At 43.0% G+C, this 23,410-nt stretch carries 15 protein-coding genes and 1 tRNA gene; 14 read left to right on the forward strand and 2 right to left on the reverse strand.

The window, feature by feature from the left end; genetic code table 11:
- Positions 1-6: 6 nt before the first annotated feature.
- The 6 genes from murC to lpxC all read left to right on the forward strand — a co-directional run bounded on the left by murC (position 7) and on the right by lpxC (position 6,642).
- Complete coding sequence (murC, locus tag PNC201_RS02585; RefSeq protein WP_102056078.1) at positions 7-1,440, forward strand: UDP-N-acetylmuramate--L-alanine ligase; 1,434 nt, start codon at positions 7-9, stop codon at positions 1,438-1,440.
- Positions 1,437-2,348 (forward strand): D-alanine--D-alanine ligase, encoded by a 912-nt coding sequence (locus PNC201_RS02590; protein ID WP_102056079.1) that lies wholly within the window; start codon positions 1,437-1,439, stop codon positions 2,346-2,348. The genes murC and PNC201_RS02590 overlap by 4 nt, the downstream gene beginning before the upstream one ends.
- 1 nt (position 2,349) lies before the next feature.
- Complete coding sequence (locus PNC201_RS02595) at positions 2,350-3,135, forward strand: cell division protein FtsQ/DivIB (protein WP_010368642.1); 786 nt, start codon at positions 2,350-2,352, stop codon at positions 3,133-3,135.
- A complete protein-coding gene (gene ftsA, locus PNC201_RS02600; RefSeq protein ID WP_010605798.1) occupies positions 3,132-4,364 on the forward strand; it encodes a cell division protein FtsA in 1,233 nt (410 codons plus the stop codon). The genes PNC201_RS02595 and ftsA overlap by 4 nt, the downstream gene beginning before the upstream one ends.
- Positions 4,365-4,385: 21 nt before the next feature.
- The gene (gene ftsZ, locus PNC201_RS02605; protein WP_010605797.1) at positions 4,386-5,630 is read left to right on the forward strand and encodes a cell division protein FtsZ; all 1,245 of its coding nucleotides are present in this window, start codon (positions 4,386-4,388) and stop codon (positions 5,628-5,630) included.
- 88 nt (positions 5,631-5,718) lie between these two features.
- Positions 5,719-6,642, forward strand: coding sequence for a UDP-3-O-acyl-N-acetylglucosamine deacetylase (gene lpxC, locus PNC201_RS02610; RefSeq protein WP_010368639.1), 924 nt, complete (start codon positions 5,719-5,721; stop codon positions 6,640-6,642).
- A 44-nt stretch (positions 6,643-6,686) separates the two neighbouring features.
- On the opposite strand, the gene PNC201_RS02615 is transcribed toward lpxC, so the two are convergent.
- Positions 6,687-7,172: a DUF721 domain-containing protein gene (locus PNC201_RS02615; RefSeq protein WP_227387496.1), complete on the reverse strand. Its 486-nt coding sequence runs from the start codon at positions 7,170-7,172 to the stop codon at positions 6,687-6,689.
- Positions 7,173-7,655: 483 nt separating this feature from the next.
- On the opposite strand from PNC201_RS02615, the gene secA reads away from it, so the two are divergent.
- The 5 genes from secA to nagP all read left to right on the forward strand — a co-directional run bounded on the left by secA (position 7,656) and on the right by nagP (position 17,575).
- Positions 7,656-10,364 carry a preprotein translocase subunit SecA gene (gene secA, locus PNC201_RS02620; RefSeq protein ID WP_102056081.1) on the forward strand — a complete coding sequence of 903 codons (2,709 nt, stop codon included), beginning with the start codon at positions 7,656-7,658 and terminating at the stop codon, positions 10,362-10,364.
- A gap of 63 nt (positions 10,365-10,427) precedes the next feature.
- Positions 10,428-10,826, forward strand: coding sequence for an 8-oxo-dGTP diphosphatase MutT (gene mutT, locus PNC201_RS02625; protein ID WP_010605794.1), 399 nt, complete (start codon positions 10,428-10,430; stop codon positions 10,824-10,826).
- A gap of 271 nt (positions 10,827-11,097) precedes the next feature.
- On the forward strand, positions 11,098-13,170 hold the full coding sequence (locus PNC201_RS02630) for a M13 family metallopeptidase (RefSeq protein WP_102056082.1): 2,073 nt from the start codon (positions 11,098-11,100) through the stop codon (positions 13,168-13,170).
- Between the two features lie 325 nt (positions 13,171-13,495).
- Positions 13,496-16,087: a family 20 glycosylhydrolase gene (locus tag PNC201_RS02635; protein ID WP_102056083.1), complete on the forward strand. Its 2,592-nt coding sequence runs from the start codon at positions 13,496-13,498 to the stop codon at positions 16,085-16,087.
- A gap of 198 nt (positions 16,088-16,285) precedes the next feature.
- Complete coding sequence (gene nagP / locus PNC201_RS02645; protein WP_353477787.1) at positions 16,286-17,575, forward strand: N-acetylglucosamine MFS transporter NagP; 1,290 nt, start codon at positions 16,286-16,288, stop codon at positions 17,573-17,575.
- Between the two features lie 1,013 nt (positions 17,576-18,588).
- On the opposite strand, the gene PNC201_RS02650 is transcribed toward nagP, so the two are convergent.
- A tRNA-His gene (locus PNC201_RS02650) sits at positions 18,589-18,664 on the reverse strand.
- Positions 18,665-18,865: 201 nt separating this feature from the next.
- On the opposite strand from PNC201_RS02650, the gene PNC201_RS02655 reads away from it, so the two are divergent.
- The 3 genes from PNC201_RS02655 to PNC201_RS02665 all read left to right on the forward strand — a co-directional run bounded on the left by PNC201_RS02655 (position 18,866) and on the right by PNC201_RS02665 (position 23,249).
- A complete protein-coding gene (locus tag PNC201_RS02655; protein ID WP_010605790.1) occupies positions 18,866-19,684 on the forward strand; it encodes a mechanosensitive ion channel family protein in 819 nt (272 codons plus the stop codon).
- A 15-nt stretch (positions 19,685-19,699) separates the two neighbouring features.
- Positions 19,700-20,491 carry a DUF481 domain-containing protein gene (locus PNC201_RS02660; protein ID WP_010605789.1) on the forward strand — a complete coding sequence of 264 codons (792 nt, stop codon included), beginning with the start codon at positions 19,700-19,702 and terminating at the stop codon, positions 20,489-20,491.
- A gap of 85 nt (positions 20,492-20,576) precedes the next feature.
- Positions 20,577-23,249 carry an SLBB domain-containing protein gene (locus PNC201_RS02665; RefSeq protein ID WP_199539675.1) on the forward strand — a complete coding sequence of 891 codons (2,673 nt, stop codon included), beginning with the start codon at positions 20,577-20,579 and terminating at the stop codon, positions 23,247-23,249.
- Positions 23,250-23,410 lie beyond the last annotated feature (161 nt).

Genomic DNA, 23,410 nt, shown 5'->3' on the forward strand with positions numbered 1-23,410 from the left:
TATTAAATGGAAGCTTCAAGCAGAAGAGCAATGCGACGTATCAACACCATCCACTTTATCGGGATTGGTGGTGCTGGTATGGGTGGGATTGCAGAAGTGCTGGCCTTTGAAGGTTACCGAATTACAGGCTCAGATATCGCCAAAAGTACGATGACAGAGCGGTTAACAAATATGGGCGCCAAGATCTTTATCGGCCACCAAGCTGAAAATGTAAAAATGGCCGATGTGGTTGTGGTATCGAGTGCAATCAACGACCAAAACCCAGAGATCCAAGCGGCGAAGGCAAACCGTACGCCAATCGTTCGTCGCGCCGAAATGCTCGCCGAGTTGATGCGCTTTCGTCACGGGATTGCGGTAGCTGGAACACATGGTAAGACCACAACGACGAGCCTGATTGCGAGTATTTTTGCGCGGGCTGAGCTGGATCCAACCTTTATTATCGGTGGCTTGCTCAATAGTGCTGGTAGTAATGCCAAAGTGGGCAGCAGTGAATACCTTATCGCAGAAGCGGATGAGAGTGATGCATCGTTTTTGCATTTGCAGCCGATGGTGTCGGTGGTAACAAATATCGAAGAAGACCACATGGATACTTACGAGGGTGACTTCGAAAAAATGAAAGACACCTACATCGAGTTTATCCATAACTTACCATTTTATGGTCTGGCGGTGGTGTGTATCGATTCGCCAGTCGTGAGAGAATTATTGCCACGCTTTGCAAGGCCGACAATCACGTATGGTGAGGCTAACGATGCGGATTATCAGTTATTGGACTTCAAGCAAACACAAAGTGAATCACACTTTAAAGTCAGAACCAAAGACGGTGAGTTACTTGAAGTGAAGCTAAATATGCCAGGTAAGCACAACGCATTGAATGCGCTGGCATCTATTGCGGTTGCAAAAGATCACAATATTGAAAACGAAGCGATTTATCAGGCGCTAGCCAATTTTGAAGGTGTAGGACGTCGCTTCCAGCATTACGGCTCATTCAATAATGAAGTGGGTGAGGTGATGCTGGTTGATGATTATGGTCACCATCCGTCTGAAGTTGCGATGACGATAAAAGCCGCTAAGTCTGGTTGGCCTGATAAGCGTTTGGTTATGATTTATCAGCCACATCGCTATAGTCGAACACGCGATTTATATGAAGATTTCGTAAAAGTGCTTTGCGATGTTGATAAACTACTGCTGTTAGATGTATATAGTGCCGGTGAAGCGCCTATCGTTGGTGCGGATAGTAAAAGTTTGTGCCGTAGTCTCCGTCAACGTGGCGTTGAGCCGATCCATATCAGTGACCATGGTGAATTGGCGAAAGTGTTGGCAAGCACCATGGAAGATGGTGATTTAGTGTTGACGCAAGGGGCCGGCAATATAGGTCAAATCGTGAAGCAGTTAGCCGCCACCGGGCTATCGATAGCGCAGTTAAAACAGAGTGAATTATGAGTAGTCAGTTTGGAAAAGTAGCCGTATTACTTGGCGGTAGTTCAGCAGAGCGAGAGGTGTCGCTAAAGTCTGGTAATGCAGTGCTAAATGCCTTCGTTAATCAAGGTATAGATGCGATTGCTTTTGATCCAGCAGAACGTAATTTATGGCAACTTAAAGACCTAGGTGTGGATCGCGTATTCATTGCACTGCATGGCCGTGGCGGTGAAGATGGTACTATTCAAGGTGCGCTTGAGTTTATGGGAATACCATATACAGGAAGCGGTGTACTTGGTAGTGCGCTTGCGATGGATAAAGTCCGCTGTAAGCATCTATTTCAGTCTGCCAAGTTAAGTACGGCACCTTATGCTGTCGTAAGCAAAGAGACGGGTTTTGATGCTAAGGCGCTAATCGCTGAGTTTGGCAAAGTCATGGTAAAGCCAAGTCACGAAGGCTCAAGCATAGGTATGGCTCAGGCAGACAGCGAAGAAAACCTGACTGCGGCATTAAATAATGCCTTTAAGTTTGACGATCAAGTTCTCGTTGAACAATGGATCACTGGACGCGAGTTTACCGTGTCTATGCTCGCTAAAGAGGCATTGCCTGTTATTGAAATGCGTACGCCTCGTGGTTTTTACGATTATGAAGCGAAATACCAAGTCAACAGTACCGAGTATTATTGTCCGGCGGATATTAGCGCTGCACACACTGAGCAATTACAAGTGATGGCAAAGCACGCTTTTGAATTGGTTGGTGCCACTGGTTGGGGACGTGTTGACGCCATGCAAGATGAGCAAGGTCATTTCTATCTACTCGAGGTAAATACTGTACCTGGTATGACTGAAAAGTCGTTGGTGCCGATGGCAGCAAAAGCAACGGGTGTAAGTTTTGAACAATTAGTTGTTCGCATTTTGGAGCAAACGCTTTAATATGCGAGCATTTTTGGCAGGGTTGAAGCTGATCGGTTCAAGAGTGAACTGGCCCCTTTTTTGGGGACTTAGCTTCTTCTTTGTGGTGATTTTTACATTGGTAAGAGGAACATACTGGGTAAGTGATTGGTTAGTTGCACATCATGATGCGCAAATAAAAACACTCAAAGTGCTCGGTAAACCGCATTATACCAATGAAGATGACATTGTGGCGGCAATTAAAACCGCAGATTTAAATAGTTTTTTTGAGCTTGATGTAAAAGCAGTCCACAAGGCGGTAAAGTCTTTGCCTTGGATTGCGACAGTGTCAGTCAGAAAACAATGGCCGGATACGCTGCAAGTCTATGTAGTGGAACATCAGCCGGTTGCGCATTGGAATAGCGATTCATTACTCAATGATGATGGCGAAGTATTCCAAGCGAGTAGTAACAAATTGCCGCAAGGGCTGCCTGAATTATATGGCCCTGAAGGAAGTGCTGAAGAAGCATGGCAAACATTTAAGCAGTTTAAAGCCTTGTTGGCGGTAAATCAGTTTACGTTGGAAAGTTTAGCGCTTTCAGAACGATTTGCTTGGCAGCTATGGCTGGACAATGGGATCCGCTTAAATTTAGGGCGTGAAGATAAAGCCAAACGAGTACAACGTTTTATCGACGTGTATCCACGTATGGAACGCCCTGAAGGTAAAGTAATCGATGTCATTGATTTACGCTACGACACGGGACTGGCAGTGAGTTGGAAAGAACCTACTGAGCAGCAAGAACAACAAAATAACAAGAGTGAAGCATGACAAAGTCGGCAGAAAGAAACTTAGTGATTGGATTAGATGTTGGCACATCAAAGGTCGTCGCCACAGTTGGGGAGATCACTGTGGACAATCAACTTAGTATTGTCGGTGTCGGACGCCAAGAGTCTCACGGCATGGATAAGGGCGGGGTAAACGATTTAGACCTCGTTTCTGAGTCTATTAAACGCGCTGTAGATGAAGCAGAGCTAATGGCCGATTGCAGAATAAGCTCGGTTTATTTGGGGATCTCAGGCAAACATATTCAGTGTCAAAACGAAAGTGGCGTGGTGGCAATAAACAATGCTGAAGTCACAGACGATGATATTGCCAATGTTATTCACATTGCACGTTCTGTGCCTATGTCTGCCGAACGCAAAATGCTGCACTCATTGCCGCAAGAATATAGCATCGACATGCAAGAGGGGATCAAAAACCCTCTGGGTATGAGTGGCGTAAGGATGGAAGCGAAAGCACATATCATTACGTGTTCGAATGACATGGCAAAGAATATTGAAAAGTGTGTTGAACGCTGTGGTTTACAGGTAGACCAATTAACGTTTAACGCCTTGGCGTCATGTTACTCAGTGTTGACTGAAGATGAAAAAGAGCTAGGTGTTGCGGTATTAGATATCGGTGGTGGCACCATGGATATTGCGATTTATGTGAATGGAGCGTTGCGTCATACTGCCGTGATCCCAGTTGCGGGCAATCAGGTCACAGGCGATATAGCAAAAATATTTAGAACACCTATTTCGCATGCCGAGTCTCTGAAAGTACAATATGCCTTCGCGTCGAGCCAAATGGCATCAAGTGAAGAAACCATCGAAGTACCAAGTGTTGGTGGGCGTCCTGCTCGGGTAATGTCTCGTCATACTTTGTCTGAAGTGGTAGAGCCAAGATTTAGAGAACTGTTTGAGCTTGCACAAGAAGAATTACGTCGCTCAGGTTTTGAAGATCAAATTGCGGCAGGTCTTGTTATCACAGGCGGTAGCGCCAAGATGCAAGGTGCACAAGAAGTCGCAGAAGATATATTCCAAATGCCAGTAAGAATAGGGAAACCAATTGGCATTAAGGGATTAACAGATTATGTGGATGACCCTGCATATGCAACGGCGGTAGGTTTGTTACAATACGGCCGTTCACTACAATCGATGAATGCACAGAAGTCGAAAGTAGATGCAGAGGGGAGTTGGTGGAACCGTGTTACAAAATGGTTCCAAGGCGAGTTTTAATACTCAAGTCGGAGAGTGAAGATGTTTGATATTATGGAACAGCACAGCGAAGAAGCTGTCATTAAAGTCATCGGTGTCGGTGGCGGCGGCGGTAACGCCGTAGAGCACATGGTAAACCAAGAAATTGAAGGCGTACGTTTTATCGTAGCGAATACTGACGCACAAGCGTTACGCCGTTCGTCTGCGGATATTACCGTACAGCTGGGTACTCAGATTACCTCAGGTCTTGGAGCTGGCGCAAACCCAGAAGTGGGCCGCAGCGCAGCAGAAGAAGATCTAGAAACCATCAAGAGCAGCCTTGAAGGCGCAGACATGGTATTTATCGCAGCCGGTATGGGCGGCGGTACAGGTACCGGTGCCGCACCTGTTGTTGCACGCGCAGCAAAAGAACTAGGTATTTTGACTGTGGCTGTAGTAACGCGTCCTTTCGATCTCGAGGGTAAAAAGCGCATGGCTGCGGCTGAGCAAGGTATTGCTGAGTTGTCAGAAATTGTAGATTCACTTATTACAATTCCAAACAACAAATTGCTTAAAGTTCTTGGTAAAGGGACTACACTGCTAGATGCCTTCGCAAAAGCAAATGACGTGCTTTATGGCGCGGTACAAGGTATTGCAGAGTTGATCACACGTTCAGGTCTAATCAACGTTGACTTTGCGGATGTGAGAACTGTAATGTCAGCAATGGGTACTGCAATGATGGGGACGGCTTCGGCAACAGGTCCTGATCGTGCACAAGAAGCAGCGGAAGCCGCGATTTCTAGCCCGCTTTTAGAAGATGTTGATCTAACTGGCGCGAAAGGCATTTTGGTGAATATCACTGCTGGCATGGACATTACTATCGAAGAATTTGAGGTCGTTGGTAACCATGTTAAAGCGTTAGCGTCTGAGAACGCGACAGTGGTAGTGGGTGCTGTTATTGACCCTGAAATGAGCGAAGAGCTTAGAGTGACCGTGGTTGCTACAGGCTTAGGTGGTGACCGTCGTCCGCAATTTGGTATTGTAGACAATAGCTTTAGACAAGCCTCAGGCTCAGATGCGGTAGGTGGCACACAAACTAGCTCACAAACGAGCATGTATGTGCCAAGCTTTACACAGCCACAAACGTCAGCGGCAGAACCGGAGCAACCAACTGAAGCGCCAGCACCACAAGTGCAAGAACAGAAGCCACAACAAGCTTCTAGTTCAGCAAGCGCAAAAGGCAACGACAGTAAAGAAAAAGGTGACTACTTCGATATTCCGGCTTTTTTACGTAAGCAGTCAGACTAAAGTTTGTATAAAAAATAAACAAAGATTGGCAGTTTGGTGGAACTATGTTATACTCCGCCGCCTATCTAGAATTTAAGTGGGCGAATATATGATTAAACAACGTACGATTGCACAAGTCGTTAAAGCCACAGGTGTAGGTTTACACAAAGGTGAAAAGGTCACGATCACTCTCCGACCAGCTGGTGTGAATACAGGTGTTGTATTTCGCCGCGTTGATCTAGACCCTGTTGTTGATTTTGAAACAACACCGGAAGCTGTGGGCGACACGCAACTGTGTACGTGTTTAACAAATAAAGACGGCGTTCGCTTGTCTACTACCGAGCATTTGATTGCCGCGGTAGCTGCGCTTGGGATTGATAACCTCATCGTAGAGTTAGACAGCGCCGAAGTGCCTATTATGGATGGCAGTGCATTGCCATTCATCTACTTAATTCAAAAAGGCGGTATTGAAGAGCAAAACGCTGCCAAGCGCTTTATTCGCATCAAAGAAAAAGTGCGTGTTGAAGATGGCGACAAGTGGGCTGAAATTGAGCCTTACGATGGTTTCCACATCGACTTTGAAATCGACTTCAATCACCCTGCGATCAATGCTAGCCGCCAACGTATTGGATTAGACATTACCGCTCAAAGCTTTACGGAAGAGATCAGTCGTGCTCGTACTTTTGGTTTTATGCGTGATATCGAATACATGCATGCAAACAACCTAGCCTTAGGTGGCAGCATGGATAATGCGGTTGTTTTAGACCAGTTTAAAGTATTAAATCCTGATGGCCTGCGCTATGCGGATGAGTTTGTTAAACACAAGATCTTAGACTGTGTGGGTGATATGTTTATGGCAGGTCACAACATTTTAGGTAAGATCTCATGCTATAAATCAGGCCACGGCCTAAACAATATGTTGCTTCGTGAAATCATGGCAACTGAGTCAGCGTGGGAGTGGGCAACGTTCGAAGAGCCAGTCAGTATGCCAGCGCCAGGAATGGAAGCGGGTATCAATACCGCAACGGCATAAGCCTCTTAGGCTAATACAGTTTGATAAAAAATGACGCAAAGGCGTCATTTTTTTTGCGTTGTGTTTGCGTGTTTAGCGAGTCTTTCTAGTTTCGCCTTAAGCGATGGTGGAGCGGACTGCGCCAGCGCTAGCAAATGCTCGCCAGTGGCTTGGCTCATACTGCGATTGGCTTGATAGGTCGAAGATTGGGATTCCACCTTGTTGGTGAGACGCTGCTGAGCTTCTGGATTGGTGGTAATTTTAACCAATGCACAGTCATGTAATCCAACTTTTCTAAATGCACTGAGAATATCCATTTTCAAAAAGTTTAACCGAGTAGCAAGCGTTGCTGAAGCAGCTTCTATTGTTAGTGTCCCTTCTTTGTAGTGAGCGACACGGCATTTCTTACTCAGGATAGGGCCTAGAGTCTCTTCCAAGCAGCTCTGTAACTGTGCCGCTTGGGCGCTTTTTTGGCCATATTGATTGAGTTTATCTGACCACCCACCCATCACTTCATCAAGCGGCTTTGGATTGTAGCGATTTTTAGCCAATGACTTACTTCCCATAGGTTGAAAAATAAAAAATAACCGCCATATCGGGATAATACGGAGTCAATTTACTCCGTACTGGTGGTTTCTCAGTCTTCTAAGTATATCAGAGACAAATTTTTGAGAAATCCAAAAGTACCAACATTTGTTGTCGAAAGCGCTTAGCTCTGTACTCGAATAACTGAGTCGAGTTAGATGCTAACTAAACTTTATCACTTGCAACGGTACGCTTACGCCCAACAGTAAAGATTTCTTGCAATTGAACTTGGTATTATTTACCCAATAAGGTTTGCAGAAACAAAGAGTCTGGTATGATAGGGCATAATTTTAACTCGGCAAGATACAAAATGCTCACTCCTAAATTGGCAAAATGAAAACCGGAATTTAGGAACGCTTTTGTCGCCAACAGGACAAGCGCGACCCAGCCTTAACCACATTGGCTTAGAGAAATGGGTCAGCCAATACACAGAGTGAAACGGTTTAAACATGTTAGCAAATATTTTTACCAAAATTTTTGGTAGTCGTAATGATCGCACCATCAAAAACCTAAGAAAAACAGTCGCTTTAATCAATGCGTTAGAAGAGCAATATGGCAAATTAAGCGATGATGAACTAAAAGCAAAAACGGCTGAATTTAAACAGCGTATTGAGCAAGGTTCAAGTCTAGATGATTTATTACCAGAGGCGTTCGCTACGGTGCGTGAAGCATCTAAGCGCGTATTTGGAATGCGTCATTTCGATGTGCAGATGATTGGTGGTATGGTGCTGCACCAAGGTCGTATTTCAGAAATGAGAACGGGTGAAGGTAAAACACTAACAGCAACATTACCTGCGTATTTAAATGCGGTTTCAGGTAAGGGTGTTCACGTTATTACCGTCAACGACTACTTAGCTAAGCGTGATGCCGAGACAAACCGTCCACTCTTTGAATTCCTAGGCCTTACTGTAGGTTGTAACGTACCAGGCATGATGCCACAGCAGAAAAAGCAAGCCTATGCAGCGGATATCACTTACGGCACCAATAACGAGTTCGGCTTTGATTACTTGCGCGATAACATGGCGTTTAGTGTTGAAGAGCGTGTACAACGTCCACTTAACTATGCGGTTGTGGATGAAGTGGATTCAATCCTAATCGACGAAGCGCGTACACCACTGATCATTTCTGGTCCTGCTGAAGATAGCTCTGAGCTTTATGCCGAAATCAATAAAATTGTGCCTGATCTTGTACAGCAAGAAAAAGAAGACGAAGAAGGCGTGGAAGGCGATGGCGATTTCACCATTGATGAAAAAGGTAAACAAGTTCACCTTACCGAGCGTGGTCAAATCAAAGTTGAAGAGTTACTGACTGAGCGTGGTTTGATTGAAGAAGGTGACTCGCTTTACTCAGCAGGTAATATTTCATTACTAAGCCATGTTTACGCGGCACTTCGTGCTCACAAGTTATATCAAAAAGACGTTGATTATGTTGTAAAAGATAACGAAGTTATCATCGTTGACGAGCACACTGGCCGTACGATGGAAGGTCGTCGTTGGTCTGAGGGTCTTCACCAAGCCGTTGAAGCGAAAGAAGGGGTTCGTATTCAGAACGAAAACCAAACCTTGGCTTCAATCACATTCCAGAATTACTTCCGTTTATATAACAAGCTTGCAGGTATGACAGGTACAGCGGACACTGAAGCGTTCGAATTCCAGTCAATCTATGGCCTAGATACCGTAGTTATCCCAACCAACAAACCTATGGTTCGTGATGACCGTGCGGATCTTGTATATTTGACGCAAGAAGAGAAATTTGAAGCAATTCTTGAAGACATTCGTTCTTGCCAAGAACGTGGTCAGCCAGTGTTGGTGGGTACGGTGTCTATCGAAAGTTCTGAGTATCTTTCTCACTTCCTTCGCAAAGAAAAAATTGAACATAATGTACTGAATGCGAAATTCCACGCGCAAGAAGCGGATATTATCGCGGACGCGGGTCTACCGGGCAAGGTAACGATTGCGACGAATATGGCTGGTCGTGGTACGGATATCGTACTGGGTGGCAGCTGGCAGTCGGATGTTGAAAAATTAGAAAATCCGTCGGAAGAGCAAATAGCAGAAATTAAAGCCGCTTGGAAAGCGCGCCATGATGCAGTACTGGCTTCAGGTGGTTTACATATTATTGGTACTGAGCGTCACGAATCTCGCCGTATCGACAACCAGTTGCGTGGTCGTGCAGGTCGTCAAGGTGATGCTGGTTCAAGCCGCTTCTACCTATCGATGGATGACGCATTGATGCGTATCTTCGCAGGTGAGCGTATGACGAACATGATGCGCAAACTAGGTATGCAACGTGGTGAAGCTATTGAGCACCCATGGGTTAACCGTGCCATTGAAAATGCACAGCGTAAAGTAGAAGCGCGTAACTTTGATATTCGTAAACAATTACTTGAGTACGACGATGTTGCTAACGACCAGCGTAAAGTGGTTTACGAACAGCGTAACGAACTACTTGAAGAAGGCGATATCTCAGAGACTATCACCGCTATTCGTGAAGATGTATTGAATGCGACTATTGATCAGTATATTCCACCGCAAAGTCTGGCGGAAATGTGGGACATCCCAGCACTTGAAGAGCGCTTGAAAAATGACTTCCATGTTGAACTTCCGATTGCAAAATGGCTTGAAGAAGACAGTAAACTATATGAAGAAGTGCTACGCGATCGTATCGTAGAAGACGTTGATAAGGCGTACAAACAAAAAGAAGAGATGGTAGGCCCAGATGTATTACGCCACTTTGAAAAGGCAGTTATGCTACAAAGCCTAGATCAGCATTGGAAAGATCACTTAGCGGCAATGGATCATCTTCGTCAAGGTATTCATCTACGTGGTTATGCACAGAAGAATCCGAAGCAAGAATATAAGCGTGAGTCGTTTGAGTTATTCTCACAAATGCTTGAAAACTTAAAGATTGACGTTGTTAGCGTACTAAGTAAAGTTCAGGTTCGTGCTGAGGAAGATGTTGAGAAAGTTGAAGAGCAACATCGTAAGAGTGAGCAAGCACCACGTGAATATCAACACGAAGAGGTTGAGCGCGTAGGTGGTGATGCACCAGAAGGCGTGTCTGTTGCTCATAGAAATGAGCCAAAAGTAGGTCGTAATGATCCTTGTCCTTGCCAATCAGGCAAGAAGTTTAAGCAGTGTTGCGGAAAACTAAAATAACAGGCCCTAAATCTAAATTTGTATAAAAAGCGACGCTAAGTCGCTTTTTTTATGGAGTAAATGATGCAAAAAAAACGTGTTGAAGTCGCCGTTGGTGTGATTGAAAAAAATCAGAAAATCTTTGTATGCTTGAGAGGTGAAGATCAACATCAAGGTGGGCTTTGGGAATTCCCAGGCGGGAAAATGGAAGCCGGTGAAGATGTCTTTTCGGCATTGAAACGTGAGCTGCAAGAAGAGGTAGGCATTGAGATCTATAACTCATCTGAGCTAATGCGTATTGAGCATGACTATGCTGATAAAGCCGTATGCTTATACATTCATCATGTTGAGGACTTTTCTGGTGAAGCTCATGGCGCAGAAGGGCAGCCTTCTCAGTGGGTTGCAGTTGAACAGTTGCATGAGCTCACGTTTCCTGAGGCCAATAAGGCGATTGTTGAATTATTACAAACGCGCAAAAATTAGTGACAAACTTTGTTACTAAATTAAGCACTCAGAGTCATAGTCATTCACTATGTGCATCGGTAGACTAGTGAATGACCGCTTACGTGTAAATAAACATCAGCTAACGACTTTCGTTGCTCTGAAGTTTGAGAGGACACACAGTTAGAAGGAATTCTTTTCAAGCCATCAGGTTATGTCTATATTCAATTCATTTGTATGTAATTTGAGCATTATTTTATCTAGATGAATGGGATACGACGTTTACAAGCGAAACTCTATCAGGGGAATAAAAATGAAAAAACTATCATTGACCGCTGCAAGTGTTGCACTTGCATTGGGATTGATTGGTTGTAGCGAACAACCGCAAACACAACAACAAAAACCAGCGGAACAAGCCGAAGCACAAAAGGCGGTTTTGAATTCTGGTATCGAATTGGAAAATATTGATAAATCAGTGCGTGCACAAGATGATTTTTACTTTCACGTTAATGGTCATTGGTTAGAGAAAACCAAAATCCCAGCAGACAAATCAAATTATGGTTCTTTCTCTCAGCTTTATGATGAGTCACAAAAAGCGCTGCGTAAAGTGCTTGAGAATGCTGCTAGCAACGGCTCAGCTAAAGTAGGTAGCGATGAGCAAAAGTTGGGTGCGTTTTATCAAAGTTATATGGACGAGGGCGCGAGAAACGAGTTGGGCTTAAACCCTGTTAAGCCTTATCTGAAAGAAATTCTAGACTTGAAGAGTAAATCGGAGCTACCAGCTATCTTTGCTAAAATGCGTTTAACCGGTGCTAGCACTCCATTCGGTTGGTATGTTAATAATGACGCTAAAAACTCAAGTGAAAATGCACTCTACATGTTCCAGTCAGGGCTTGGTTTACCTGATCGCGACTACTACCTGAAAGATGACGAAAAGTTTAGTAAAATTCGCGAGCAGTATCAGCGCTATATCGAACAATTGTTAGCTAAGGCTGGTCATAAAAATCCAGGCCAAGCTGCACTAAATATTATTGAGTTAGAAAAGCAAATTGCCGAGGCGCAATGGACACGTGTTGAAAGCCGCGACGCGACTAAAACCTATAACAAGCTAAGCAATGATGCGTTTAATCAATTAATGCCTGACTTTGATACATCAGCATTTTTAAGCGCACTTGGTATTAAAACGGATTCTCTTATTGTAAGCCAACCAAGTTTTTTTGAAGCGCTGTCTAAAATCATTGCAGATTCAAAGCTAGAAGCATGGCAAGACTACTTAACATTCCACTTTACCAATGACTACGCCGAGTTACTAAGTAAAGATGTAGTTGACCTTAAGTTTGGTTTCTTTGGTAAAACATTGACGGGTGTAGAAGAACAAGCGCCAACATGGAAAAAGGCGGTGGATGCAAGTAATTCAGTACTTGGTGAAATGCTAGGCAAGATATACGTTAAGTCGTATTTCCCACCAGAAGCTAAGGCTAGAATGGAAGAATTAGTCGCAAACCTTATTAAAGGGTTTGATCAAGCGATTGATGGCCTTGAGTGGATGAGTGCTGAAACTAAGATAGCTGCAAAAGATAAGCTCAATAAGTTTACGCCAAAGATTGGTTATCCTGACAAATGGAAAGATTATTCCGCACTTGAGATCAATCCTGATGATCTAGTCGGTAACTACGTACGTTATAGTCAATTTGCGAATCAGGAGATGATCGATAAATTAGGCAAGCCTGTGGACCGTAGCGAGTGGTTGATGACACCACAAACGGTGAACGCGTACTATAACCCAGTGAATAACGAGATTGTATTCCCTGCTGCGATTTTACAGCCGCCATTCTTTAACCTAGAAGCGGATGATGCAGTAAATTACGGTGCAATCGGTGCGGTTATCGGTCACGAGTTAGGTCACGGCTTTGACGACCAAGGTGCGAAGTACGACGGTGATGGTAACCTACGTAATTGGTGGAGTGAGTCTGACCTTTCACAATTCGAAGCACGTAGCCAAAAGCTGGTTGAGCAGTTTAATGGTTTTAAACCGTTTGAAGATGCGGGTGTAAACGGTGAACTGACACTGGGTGAAAATATTGGTGATTTAGGCGGGTTAACTGTCGCTTATAAAGCGTACCAAATTTCACTAGGTGATCAAAAAGCGCCTGTTATTGACGGTTACACTGGGGAGCAGCGCTTCTTTATGGGCTGGTCACAAATTTGGCGTCGTAAGTATCGCGATGAAGAGCTGCGTAATCGTCTAATGACAGATCCGCATTCACCAAGTCATTATCGAGTGATTGGTGTGCTGCCGAATATGCCAGAGTTTTATAAGGCATTTGATGTGAAAGAAGGCGATAAGATGTATCTTAAACCAGAAGACAGAGTGAAAATCTGGTAATTTCACATTTTGAATTCGTGGCGGTTTTATTGTGTTCCTGCAGTAAATCCGCCGCTTTTACGACATCCAATTACAATCCTCTGAACTTCTCACAAAATACCACACTCAATTCAGCACTTTCTGCAAACACTCGCTATTTCCAAGGTTTAGTTCATCGCTATTTGATGGTATTTACAGCCAAATCAGAGTAGCTTCATTTTGTCTAACACAAGGATATGAAAAAATAATGATAGCGCTGTCATTTTAACTTTTATATGATGTTTAGGAACAATAAGTGATTAAATGATGTTCATTTAGAATTGAACATGAAGACTGGGAGCAAAAGATGAGAATAAAAACGACTTTGCTTGGGGCGATAATTGCTGGGTGCTCGTTCTATACACACGCATCATTTACGCAGCAGCAGTTAGCGCAATTTGCAAGTGACACGCATTTTGAATTTGCGGTAGAAAATAACTTCAGTAATGGTGCTGGGGGCTTTAGCGGTGCTATTACACTGACTAACAATTCAAAAGTTGATCTACCAAAAGGACAAAGTGATTGGCAAATCTATTTGCACTCAGTTCGTCATATTTCAACGGAAACCGCTGAAGGTTTGCGCTTTGAACATATTAATGGCGACCTTCATCGTATAACTCCTACCGATTCGTTTGCTGGCTTAAAAGCCGGTGAAAAGCTCAAGTTAGCTTTTGATGGTTCGGCTTGGGTTGCTGCATACAGCGATTTTATGCCGCGTGCCTTTATTGTGTCAGGTAAAAATAAGCCGGTCATTTTTGCAAATACTGATACAGAAGACATGACACAGTTCGTTGCGCCATTTGAGCGTGAGAACCAACTGAAAAGATACAATACACCTACCGATTACACGCAGATAGCGAATGCAGCGCTGCGTTTTGAACGTAATCAAAGCAATATTTCGGTCTCAAAAGAAGATGCGCTAAGACGTATCATTCCAAAGCCTGAGCACATCGACTTTAATCGTGGCGAAATCACCCTTAACAAAAACTGGCAGATCCGCTTTGCCGGACGCTTGAAGTCAGAAGTCGCCGTTTTTCAAGAAGACTTGTCAGAGTATGGACTGGATTTAAAAGCTGAAGCTAATCACGTGCCAGAAGGAAATATCCCGACGATCCGTCTTAAAGTTGCGAAAAGTCTAGGGCGCGATTATGACTACAACCAAGCCGGATCATATACATTAGATATTGATGATGATGTGATTGAAATCACGGGTATTGATAATGCTGGTGTGTTTTACGGTATTCAAAGTTTGCTTGCGCTATTTCCTGCCGATAGTAAAAATGAAATTACCTTGTCTCACGTAGAGATCAAAGACTCTCCGCGTTTTAGCTGGCGTGGTATGCATTACGACAATGCCCGTAACTATCATGGTAAAGATGCGTTATTTAAATTAATTGAGCAGATGGCGCGTTATAAGTTAAATAAGTTCCATTGGCACTTCTCAGATGATGAAGGCTGGCGACTAGAGATCCCTGGGCTCCCTGAGTTAACGGAAGTCGGCGCATTCCGTTGTTTTGATTTACAAGAGCGTGAGTGCCTACTGACTCAGTTGGGCACAGGTCCTTTCAAAACGGGAAGTGGAAATGGTTACCTGTCTCGCGAGGACTTTGTAGAGTTACTTAAATTTGCCACCGCGCGTCATATTGAGATCATTCCAGAAATCGAAAGCCCAGGACATGCTCGTGCTGCGATTAAGTCGATGGAAGCGCGTTATCACAAATTGATGGAAGCAGGTAAAGCACAAGAGGCCAAAGCCTATCTTCTGAACGATATTGATGACACTTCAAAGTATCTAACCGTGCAACTCTATACTGATAACTCTATTAATGTTTGCTTGGACTCAAGCTATGCCTTTATGGAGAAGGTGGTATATGAACTGCAGGAAATGTATCGCGATGCTGGCACTATGTTAACGACAGTCCATTTTGGTGGCGATGAGGTTGGAAAGGGCTCATGGACTGAATCACCAGCATGTAATGAGCTATTTGCGGTCGCCGACAACGGAGTGGCTGGACCTAATGATTTAAAACCATACTTTACTCAAAAAGTTGCAAAATTGCTTGCTAAGCGTGGGATCACCCCTGCCGCTTGGGAAGATGGTTTAATGTATAACACCACGACGACCTTTAAACGTGATGAATTCCCAAATCCACAGTTTTTGGTAAATACTTGGGATAACATTTGGGAGTGGGGCGTTGCAGACAGAGCCCACCGTTTTGCAAACAACAATTACCAAGTTATTTTGTCTCACGGTACACATTTGTACTTTGATCACCCTTATGAAGCGCACCCTGAAGAGCGCGGCTATTATTGGGCAACTCGTTACACAGATACGAAAAAAGCATTTTCGTATATGCCAGATAATATTTATGCGAATGCGGACTTCACGCGAAACCGTGAGCCTATCGTGAACCTAGAAGCCTTAGTTGGTCGAGAGTTGCCCGCGCTTAAAAAACCGCAAAATATCCTTGGTATGCAAGGGCAAATATGGAGTGAGACCATTCGCTCGGAAGACCAAGTGTTACGATTGATTTTCCCTCGTTTGCTTTCGCTTGCGGAGCGTGCTTGGCATAAAGCGGATTGGGAAGGGCGTCGTATTAACCAAAAAGAGTTAAACAAGGACTTCTCAACCTTTGCCGCAGCCTTGTCTTTAAAAGAGATTGCAAAGTTACAAAACGATGGCATTAAGCCAAACCTTCCAGTTCCTGGTGCCAAGGTGGTGCTGGGTAAACTTGAAGCGAATAGTGCGTTCCCTTATCTTACAATTGAAGTGAGCTTAGACAATGGCGAATCTTGGCAGCCTTATACTGATCAGATGAGTGTCTCAGATGAAAGTAAGGTATTGTTGAGAACGCGAGCCGGAGAAAAAAATACGAGCCGTGTCACAGGGTTGAAATAAACCCTCGTATTCAGTTTATCGCAAAAAAGGGCAATGGCCCTTTTTTGGTGATAATTTTGCTCAAATTCTAACTGGTAATGAAATAGATTTTAACGTAAAGTTAAATGTCAGCGCTGTCATTTTTGTAAAAAAGCAGTGAGCAAAGCAAAAAATAACAAGGCAAAAAGCCATACAAACAATAAACGATGAGTAATGTTTATGGAAGCTACCGTGTCGAATACAACAAAACGAAGTAACGCGATCCCTATGGCAATTGTCGCAGCCATGTTTTTTATTCTTGGCTTTGTGACTTGGCTTAATGGGTCACTAATGCCATATTTGGAGCAAGTACTAAAACTAACTCCTCTCCAATCTTCATTTATTCTTTTCTCTTTTTATATTGCGGTGACATTTACAGCGGTTCCTTCCGCTCTAGTTATCCGTAAGGTGGGTTATAAAAATGGTATGGCCATCGCAATTGCGATGATGATGTGTGCAGCGTTGCTATATATTCCAGCGGCTAAAACACAAATGTTTGCATTGTTCTTGTTTGCTCAATTTACTATGGGTATTGGGCAAACATTATTACAAACTGCTGTAAATCCTTATGTGGTGCGTATTGGACCTGAAGAGTCAGCAGCTGTGCGCGTAAGTATTATGGGTATACTGAATAAAGGTGCTGGTATTGTTGCGCCGCTTGTATTTACCGCGTTGGTGCTGAGTAACTTTACTGATATGGCAGGTAAAGAGCTGACTCAAGCTGATATCGATGCAATGGCAAACGGTCTTATCGGGCCATATTTAGGCTTGGCTGCATTTATTGGTATTTTTGCCTTGGGTATTAAGTTTGCACCACTACCTGAAATAGAAAAAGATGATGAAGAAGAACATGGCTCAGTGAGAGAAGCGCTATCTCATCCTAATCTAAAGCTTGGTGTGATCGCACTGTTTTTGTATGTTGCAGTTGAAGTGATTGCTGGTGATACGATTGGTTCATTTGCGTTAGCGCTGGGTGTTGAAAAATATAGTGTGATGACCTCTTATACTATGGCTTGTATGGTTACGGGCTATATTTTGGGTATTATATTGATCCCGAGAGTAATATCGCAGGAGAGGGCGTTAACAGCATCTGCCGTGCTTGGTGTGCTTCTCACGCTCGCAATTTCATTTGGCAGCCCAGACTCATTTGTCATTTCAAATCTATTTGGATTATCAGCGTTGCCTGATATTCTATTGATGGTCGCTATTTTAGGTTTAGCAAATGCCATTATGTGGCCTGCTATTTGGCCGCTCGCATTATCTGGACTTGGCAAGCTAACCAGTGTAGGCTCTGGTTTATTGGTTATGGGTATTGCCGGTGGTGCATTCGGTCCAGTATTCTTAGGTTTAGCTAAGGGCACATCTGGCACAGTGGAATCACAGCAAATTGCACACCTTGTAATGTTACCTTGTTATCTATTTATAATCTTCTACGCTGTGAAAGGTCATAAGATCAAAAAGAAAGCGTAGCAAGAAAATGTAAAGCATTTCTATGTATGTAGAAATAATCCCGTGTGTGATGCCACCTGAATAAGGTGGCATTTTTTTATGCCTAAATCACTCCCTTACCTGCAAAACCGGTTTAATGCTGAGATCTTTTTCGCGATATAAAATCGCTGCTACGCTGATGTCTGGTGCTTATTGTTTGGTGTTTGCCGTGTAGGAGCTACTTTATATAGCGAGGGTTTTATTCTTAAGTCGCGATATAAAATCGCTGCTACGCTGATGTCTGGTGCTTATTGTTTGGTGTTTGCCGTGTAGGAACTACTTTATATAGTGAGGGTTTTATTCTTAAGTCGCGATATAAAATCGCTGCTACGCTGGTGTCTGGTGCTTATTGTTTGGTGTTTGCCGTGTAGGAGCTACTTTATGTAGCGAGGGTTTTATTCTTAAGTCGCGATATAAAATCGCTGCTACGCTGGTGTCTGGTGCTTATTGTTTGGTGTTGGTCGTGTAGGAGCTACTTTATGTAGCGAGGGTTTTATTCTTAAGTCGCGATATAAAATCGCTGCTACGCAGATGTTTAGTGCTTGTTGTTTGGTGTTGGTCGTGTAGGAGCTACTTTATGTAGCGAGGGTTTTATTCTTAAGTCGCGATATAAAATCGCTGCTACGCAGATGTTTAGTGCTTGTTGTTTGGTGTTGGTCGTGTAGGAGCTACTTTATGTAGCGAGGGTTTTATTCTTAAGTCGCGATATAAAATTGCTGCTACGCAGATGTTTAGTGCTTGTTGTTTGGTGTTGGTCGTGTAGGAGCTACTTTATGTAGCGAGGGTTTTATTCTTAAGTCGCGATATAAAATCGCTGCTACGCAGATGTTTAGTGCTTGTTGTTTGGTGTTGGTCGTGTAGGAGCTACTTTATGTAGCGAGGGTTTTATTTTTAAGTTGCGATATAAAATCGCTGCTACGCAGATGTTTGGTGTTTATTGTGTAGGAGTGATGTGTGCGTAAAAATATAAAATGGGAATGAATTTATAAAAAGAGTGGGGCGACTGATGGGACTTGAACCCACGACAACCGGAATCACAATCCAGGGCTCTACCAACTGAGCTACAGCCGCCACAAAAGACTTGAACACCTTGTCTGGTGTGGCGCGCATAATACATAAGTTTTTTCCAAATGCAAAGGGAAATATCGAAAAAACTTAATAAAAGTTTTTTTTCGGAGATTATTTCCGCATACAGCAAATATTCATATATCCTATGTATGATCCAGCCGATCTAATGATAAATAACTGCTTAATATAAAAAGGGGGATGAGTATGGAAGCTGTTTGGAAATGGGTTAATGAGAACTCAGATTTAATCTTACACTATGTGCTTCAAGGCGTTATAGCACTAATAATTTTCTTCGTTGGCTTAAAACTAGCTAAGCTCAGTGCTGATCTCACTGAAAAAGCATTTGGTAAACGCAAAGTAGATAAAGCGGTAGGCTCATTCGTTGCCAATATTGCTTATGCGATTGTTTTTGCCGCGACGCTGCTTATGGCATTATCTCAGGTAGGTATCGAAACCACCTCATTCATTGCTATTTTAGGTGCCGCAGGCTTGGCTGTTGGTCTTGCCCTGCAAGGCTCACTTTCTAATTTTGCATCTGGCGTACTTATTATTATGCTGCGTCCGTTCAAGTCAGGAGACTATATTGAAGCTGGCGGCAAAGCCGGTAGTGTACAAAAGATAGAAATCTTCTCTACAGAGCTTCGTACTCCTGATAACAAAGTAATTGTAATGCCAAACTCTGCCATTATGTCCGGTGCGATCGTTAACTACTCACGCGAAAAAACACGTCGTATTGACCTTGTAATTGGTGTTGGCTATGACGCCGATCTACGAGAAGCAAAAGCGGTATTAAAGTCTGTACTAGACAATGAATCACGTATTTTGAAAGAGCCAGCTTATACGGTAGCAGTGCTGGAGCTTGCCGACTCAAGTGTTAACTTTGTTGTTCGTCCTTGGGTTAAAACAGAAGAGTACTGGCCAACGTATTTCACGCTTGTGGAAAATATTAAGATTGCGCTAGACGAAGCTAATATTACCATTCCATTCCCGCAAATGGATGTTCACCTACACAAAGATCAGTAAAAAGGTTAGTTAGAAATGAAATTGAAGGTTTTAACCTGTTGTATTCTTATGGCTGCCAGCGCTAATGCAGCAGCAGAAGGTAAAGCTAAGAAACCACAGAAAGTTTGGGATGTAACCAGTGAAGTTGGTGCGATAATCACCAGTGGTAACACTGAGACAACAACGCTTAAAGGCGGGATCAAAGCTAAACACAATCTAACTAACTGGAACAACGAGTACAAGTTAGATGGCTTCTATAAAGAAGACACGCGTGAAAACGATGCAGGTGTAGACATTACATCTCGTACCAATGAAAAATACTCCGCGTCAGTTCAAGGCAACTATAAGTTAAACGAAGATAATAGCCACCTATTTGTGTTTGGTTCGTATGTTTCAGATTATTTTGGTGCTTACCGTAGCGAAGCAGTTATTTCAGTGGGTTACGGTCAACGTTTATTCGAAAATGACGATATGTATCTTAACGCTGAAATCGGTCCTGGTGTAAAGCGCTTCGAGCACCAAGACGATAGCACTGAACTTGACGATGATGGTGAATTGTTAGCTGGTACTTCTGAAAGCGAGTTCATTGGTGTCGGTAAACTAGATTACCAGTGGCAAATTTCAGAAAATGCGCGTTTTACACAGCTTATCGCGATTGAATACGGTGATACAAATACTAAGACAACCTCTGAAACGGCGCTGTTAACCAAAATAAATGGTTCGCTTCAAATGAAAGTGGCATATAACATTATCCACAACTCTGACGTTGCGGATGGCAAAGAAAATACTGATACAGAAACTTCACTTACTTTGGTTTACAGTTTCTAACAAGTATCTTCCCAAAGGGCACTCATGTGCCCTTTTAATTCTTCCAAACTTCGGTAGAATGCTCAAAGTTTAACAAAAGTCTATAATGGAAGAGATTTCAGTGAAGTTCTTCAGAATAATATTGCTCTCAGTTTTTATTCTTATATCGCACCAATCAGTTGCGATGACACCAAGCAAACAGCAAATAGAACAGTTCAAAAAGCTCCCTAAAGCTCAGCAGGAAGCCCTTGCGAAGCGCTATGGCATCGATCTAAGTACTTTAGATAGCAAAACATTAGGCAATAAAGAGAAAGAAGAAAAAGATACTTCGATTCAACCTCGAAACAAAAATGGATTGCTGGAAGAGGAAGAAGAGGAAGATAAGTTTAAGCCGAAGCAGGAAGAGCTAAAGCCTTTTGGTTATGAGCTTTTTGCAGGTGAGCCTTTAACATTTATGCCTTCTGAGTTGGCTGCAATTCCTGATACTTATTTGTTGGGTATTGGCGATCTGGTGAAGATCAATTTGTATGGTAAAACCAACGAAGAACATGAAGTTCAAATTGACAGAGAAGGGCGTCTTGCAATTCCAAACCTGAGCCCGGTTCACGTTATTGGTTTGTCATTTAAAGAGCTAAAAGCACTGATCACAAAAAAAATATCAGAAGAAATGATCGGAGTTCAAGCTTTTGTCTCTATGGGTGAGCTAAACCCTATGCGCATTATGGTAGTGGGTGAAGCATACAAGCCTGGTAGTTATACGGTTTCACCGCTTGCGACAGTGACCCATGCGCTATTTGTTTCTGGCGGTGTAAGTGATAGTGGTTCGCTTAGAAAAATTCAAGTAAAGCGAGCGGGTAAGCTAGTTACCACATTTGATTTATACGACTTATTGCTGTTTGGTGATAGCTCTGATGATGTAGTCCTAAAGCCTGGCGATGTTGTATTTATCCCGCCTGCAGCTAAGAAGATTAAAGTAAAAGGTGAAGTTAACCGCCAAGCCATCTTTGAGCTTAAAGAGTCAGACACGCTTGAGAGTGTAATGGCCATGTCTGGTGGTTTCAAAGCGAACGCAAACAAGTCAAAAGTAGTCGTATCACGTTACAACGGTGATGGAAGGCGCATTACCCTGAACTACAACTTTACTGAAAATACGAGTTATAAGCCGCAGAACGGTGATGAAATATCCGTAAATGCCGCATCAACTCGTTTTCAAAACACTGTAACTGTGGTTGGTGCAGTAACTAGCCCAGGGCATTATGAATGGCACCAAGGTAAGACGCTAAAGGATGTATTTAGTGCGCCAAGGGAAGATTTGTTATCTATCGCCGACTTCGGGTACTCACTGATTATCCGTGAAGTAAGCTTTGAAGGTGATATTGAGATCATTCAATTCTCTTTGCAAGATATTTTTAACGGTAAATCTGGAGATATTGAGCTGGTTTCTAACGACAGTATTGTTGTATTTAGCCGCTATCAACTGAAAGAAGAAGAAGAGCAGTTGCTGGAAGACCTTGCTTATAATAAAGAGCAGCTGAAATTGCGTGAAAACGTAAAGCTGTGGGAGCAGTTTGAGCGTGATGAATTTTTAAAATATATCGGCTTAAAAGAAGATGAGCTGTTCGAACTTGAGGAAGAAGTTGAGCTGATCACAAGTATCGATGCGCTGTTCCAAGAGCCAAAAGAAGTAGAAGACGAAGAGTATGCGGTTTTTAGTCGTCAAAAGCTATTAGCACCTATTCTAGCCAAGCTGCAAAGACAGGCAACACCAACAGAGCCAGCGCAATTATTTGCTGTAAATGGCCAAGTTAAGTTTCCTGGCGTGTATCCTTTATCAAAAAATGCTAATTTTCAAAAAGCGGTACAGGCTGGCGGTGGATTTCTTGAAGCGGCTTATCTTGAGCAAGTGGAGTTGACCCGTGTTGTATACGATGATGGTAAACAGGTTGAACATATCCAATTTAATGGTGTAAATGAACTGGCGAATCCAACACAGGCGCTAACCAGCAAAGATACTGTAAACATCTTCCCTAGACCTAATTGGCAGGAAAGGCTTCAAGTTAAAGTTGTGGGTGAAGTTAAATTTCCAGGTACGTATACTATCAAACGCGGTGAGACGCTTGATAGCCTGCTTGAAAGAGTGGGTGGCTTTAACCAATTTGCACACAAAGAAGCGGCTATTTTTACTCGTGAGTCCATTAAGCGTAAAGAAACTTCACAAATCCAACGTTTAACGCAAGAGCTAAGACGCGATATTATTACCAATACTTTCCAGAAGAGCGCGACTGCGAATACCTCAATGCCATATGAAGATATGGACAAGATTTTGAGAGATTTATCTAAAGTTGAAGCGTTAGGACGTCTTGTTATTGATTTAGACAAACGCTCGACACAAGCATTACAGCTAGAAGATGGAGATGCGCTATATATTCCTGCGGTACAAGACTCTGTCAGTGTTATTGGTGAGGTCAACTTGGCAGCAACGCACTTATTTGATTCGTCTAAATCAGTTGATGACTATATTAAAGCGAGTGGTGGTCTAAAACAAAAAGCGGATGATGAACGGATCTATATTATCAAAGCTAATGGTTCAGTAGAGCTCCCAGGCTCAGGGACTTGGTTTGCTGTGAGTAGTCATGCTAACCAACTAGCTCCTGGTGATACGATTGTTGTACCGCTTGATGCTCAACATATCGATAGCTTGACGCTTTGGAGTACTGCAACACAGATTATTTATCAATTAGGTCTAGCTGCTGCTTCAATTGCAACACTTAACAAGTAAAAAGTAACAACTAAATAATTGTCTTTAAGTCAAAGAACCTATTAACAATTATTTACGGAAAAACTGACTTTACTCATACAGGTATTGACAACCTCTGATGGTTGAGTAAAGTGGTGTGCGCTCAAGTGAACACTGGCTTAATTAAAGGTTATAAGCGCTTA

The sequence above is a fragment of the Pseudoalteromonas sp. NC201 genome, assembly GCF_002850255.1.
Classification (GTDB): domain Bacteria; phylum Pseudomonadota; class Gammaproteobacteria; order Enterobacterales; family Alteromonadaceae; genus Pseudoalteromonas.

Excerpts from the sequence above, each read along its gene's own strand:
- murC (WP_102056078.1), top strand. The coding sequence starts at position 7 with ATGGAAGCTTCAAGCAGAAGAGCAATGCGACGTATCAACACCATCCAC.
- PNC201_RS02590 (WP_102056079.1), top strand. The coding sequence starts at position 1,437 with ATGAGTAGTCAGTTTGGAAAAGTAGCCGTATTACTTGGCGGTAGTTCA.
- PNC201_RS02595 (WP_010368642.1), top strand. The coding sequence starts at position 2,350 with ATGCGAGCATTTTTGGCAGGGTTGAAGCTGATCGGTTCAAGAGTGAAC.
- ftsA (WP_010605798.1), top strand. The coding sequence starts at position 3,132 with ATGACAAAGTCGGCAGAAAGAAACTTAGTGATTGGATTAGATGTTGGC.
- ftsZ (WP_010605797.1), top strand. The coding sequence starts at position 4,386 with ATGTTTGATATTATGGAACAGCACAGCGAAGAAGCTGTCATTAAAGTC.
- lpxC (WP_010368639.1), top strand. The coding sequence starts at position 5,719 with ATGATTAAACAACGTACGATTGCACAAGTCGTTAAAGCCACAGGTGTA.
- secA (WP_102056081.1), top strand. The coding sequence starts at position 7,656 with ATGTTAGCAAATATTTTTACCAAAATTTTTGGTAGTCGTAATGATCGC.
- mutT (WP_010605794.1), top strand. The coding sequence starts at position 10,428 with ATGCAAAAAAAACGTGTTGAAGTCGCCGTTGGTGTGATTGAAAAAAAT.
- PNC201_RS02630 (WP_102056082.1), top strand. The coding sequence starts at position 11,098 with ATGAAAAAACTATCATTGACCGCTGCAAGTGTTGCACTTGCATTGGGA.
- PNC201_RS02635 (WP_102056083.1), top strand. The coding sequence starts at position 13,496 with ATGAGAATAAAAACGACTTTGCTTGGGGCGATAATTGCTGGGTGCTCG.
- nagP (WP_353477787.1), top strand. The coding sequence starts at position 16,286 with ATGGAAGCTACCGTGTCGAATACAACAAAACGAAGTAACGCGATCCCT.
- PNC201_RS02655 (WP_010605790.1), top strand. The coding sequence starts at position 18,866 with ATGGAAGCTGTTTGGAAATGGGTTAATGAGAACTCAGATTTAATCTTA.
- PNC201_RS02660 (WP_010605789.1), top strand. The coding sequence starts at position 19,700 with ATGAAATTGAAGGTTTTAACCTGTTGTATTCTTATGGCTGCCAGCGCT.
- PNC201_RS02665 (WP_199539675.1), top strand. The coding sequence starts at position 20,577 with ATGGAAGAGATTTCAGTGAAGTTCTTCAGAATAATATTGCTCTCAGTT.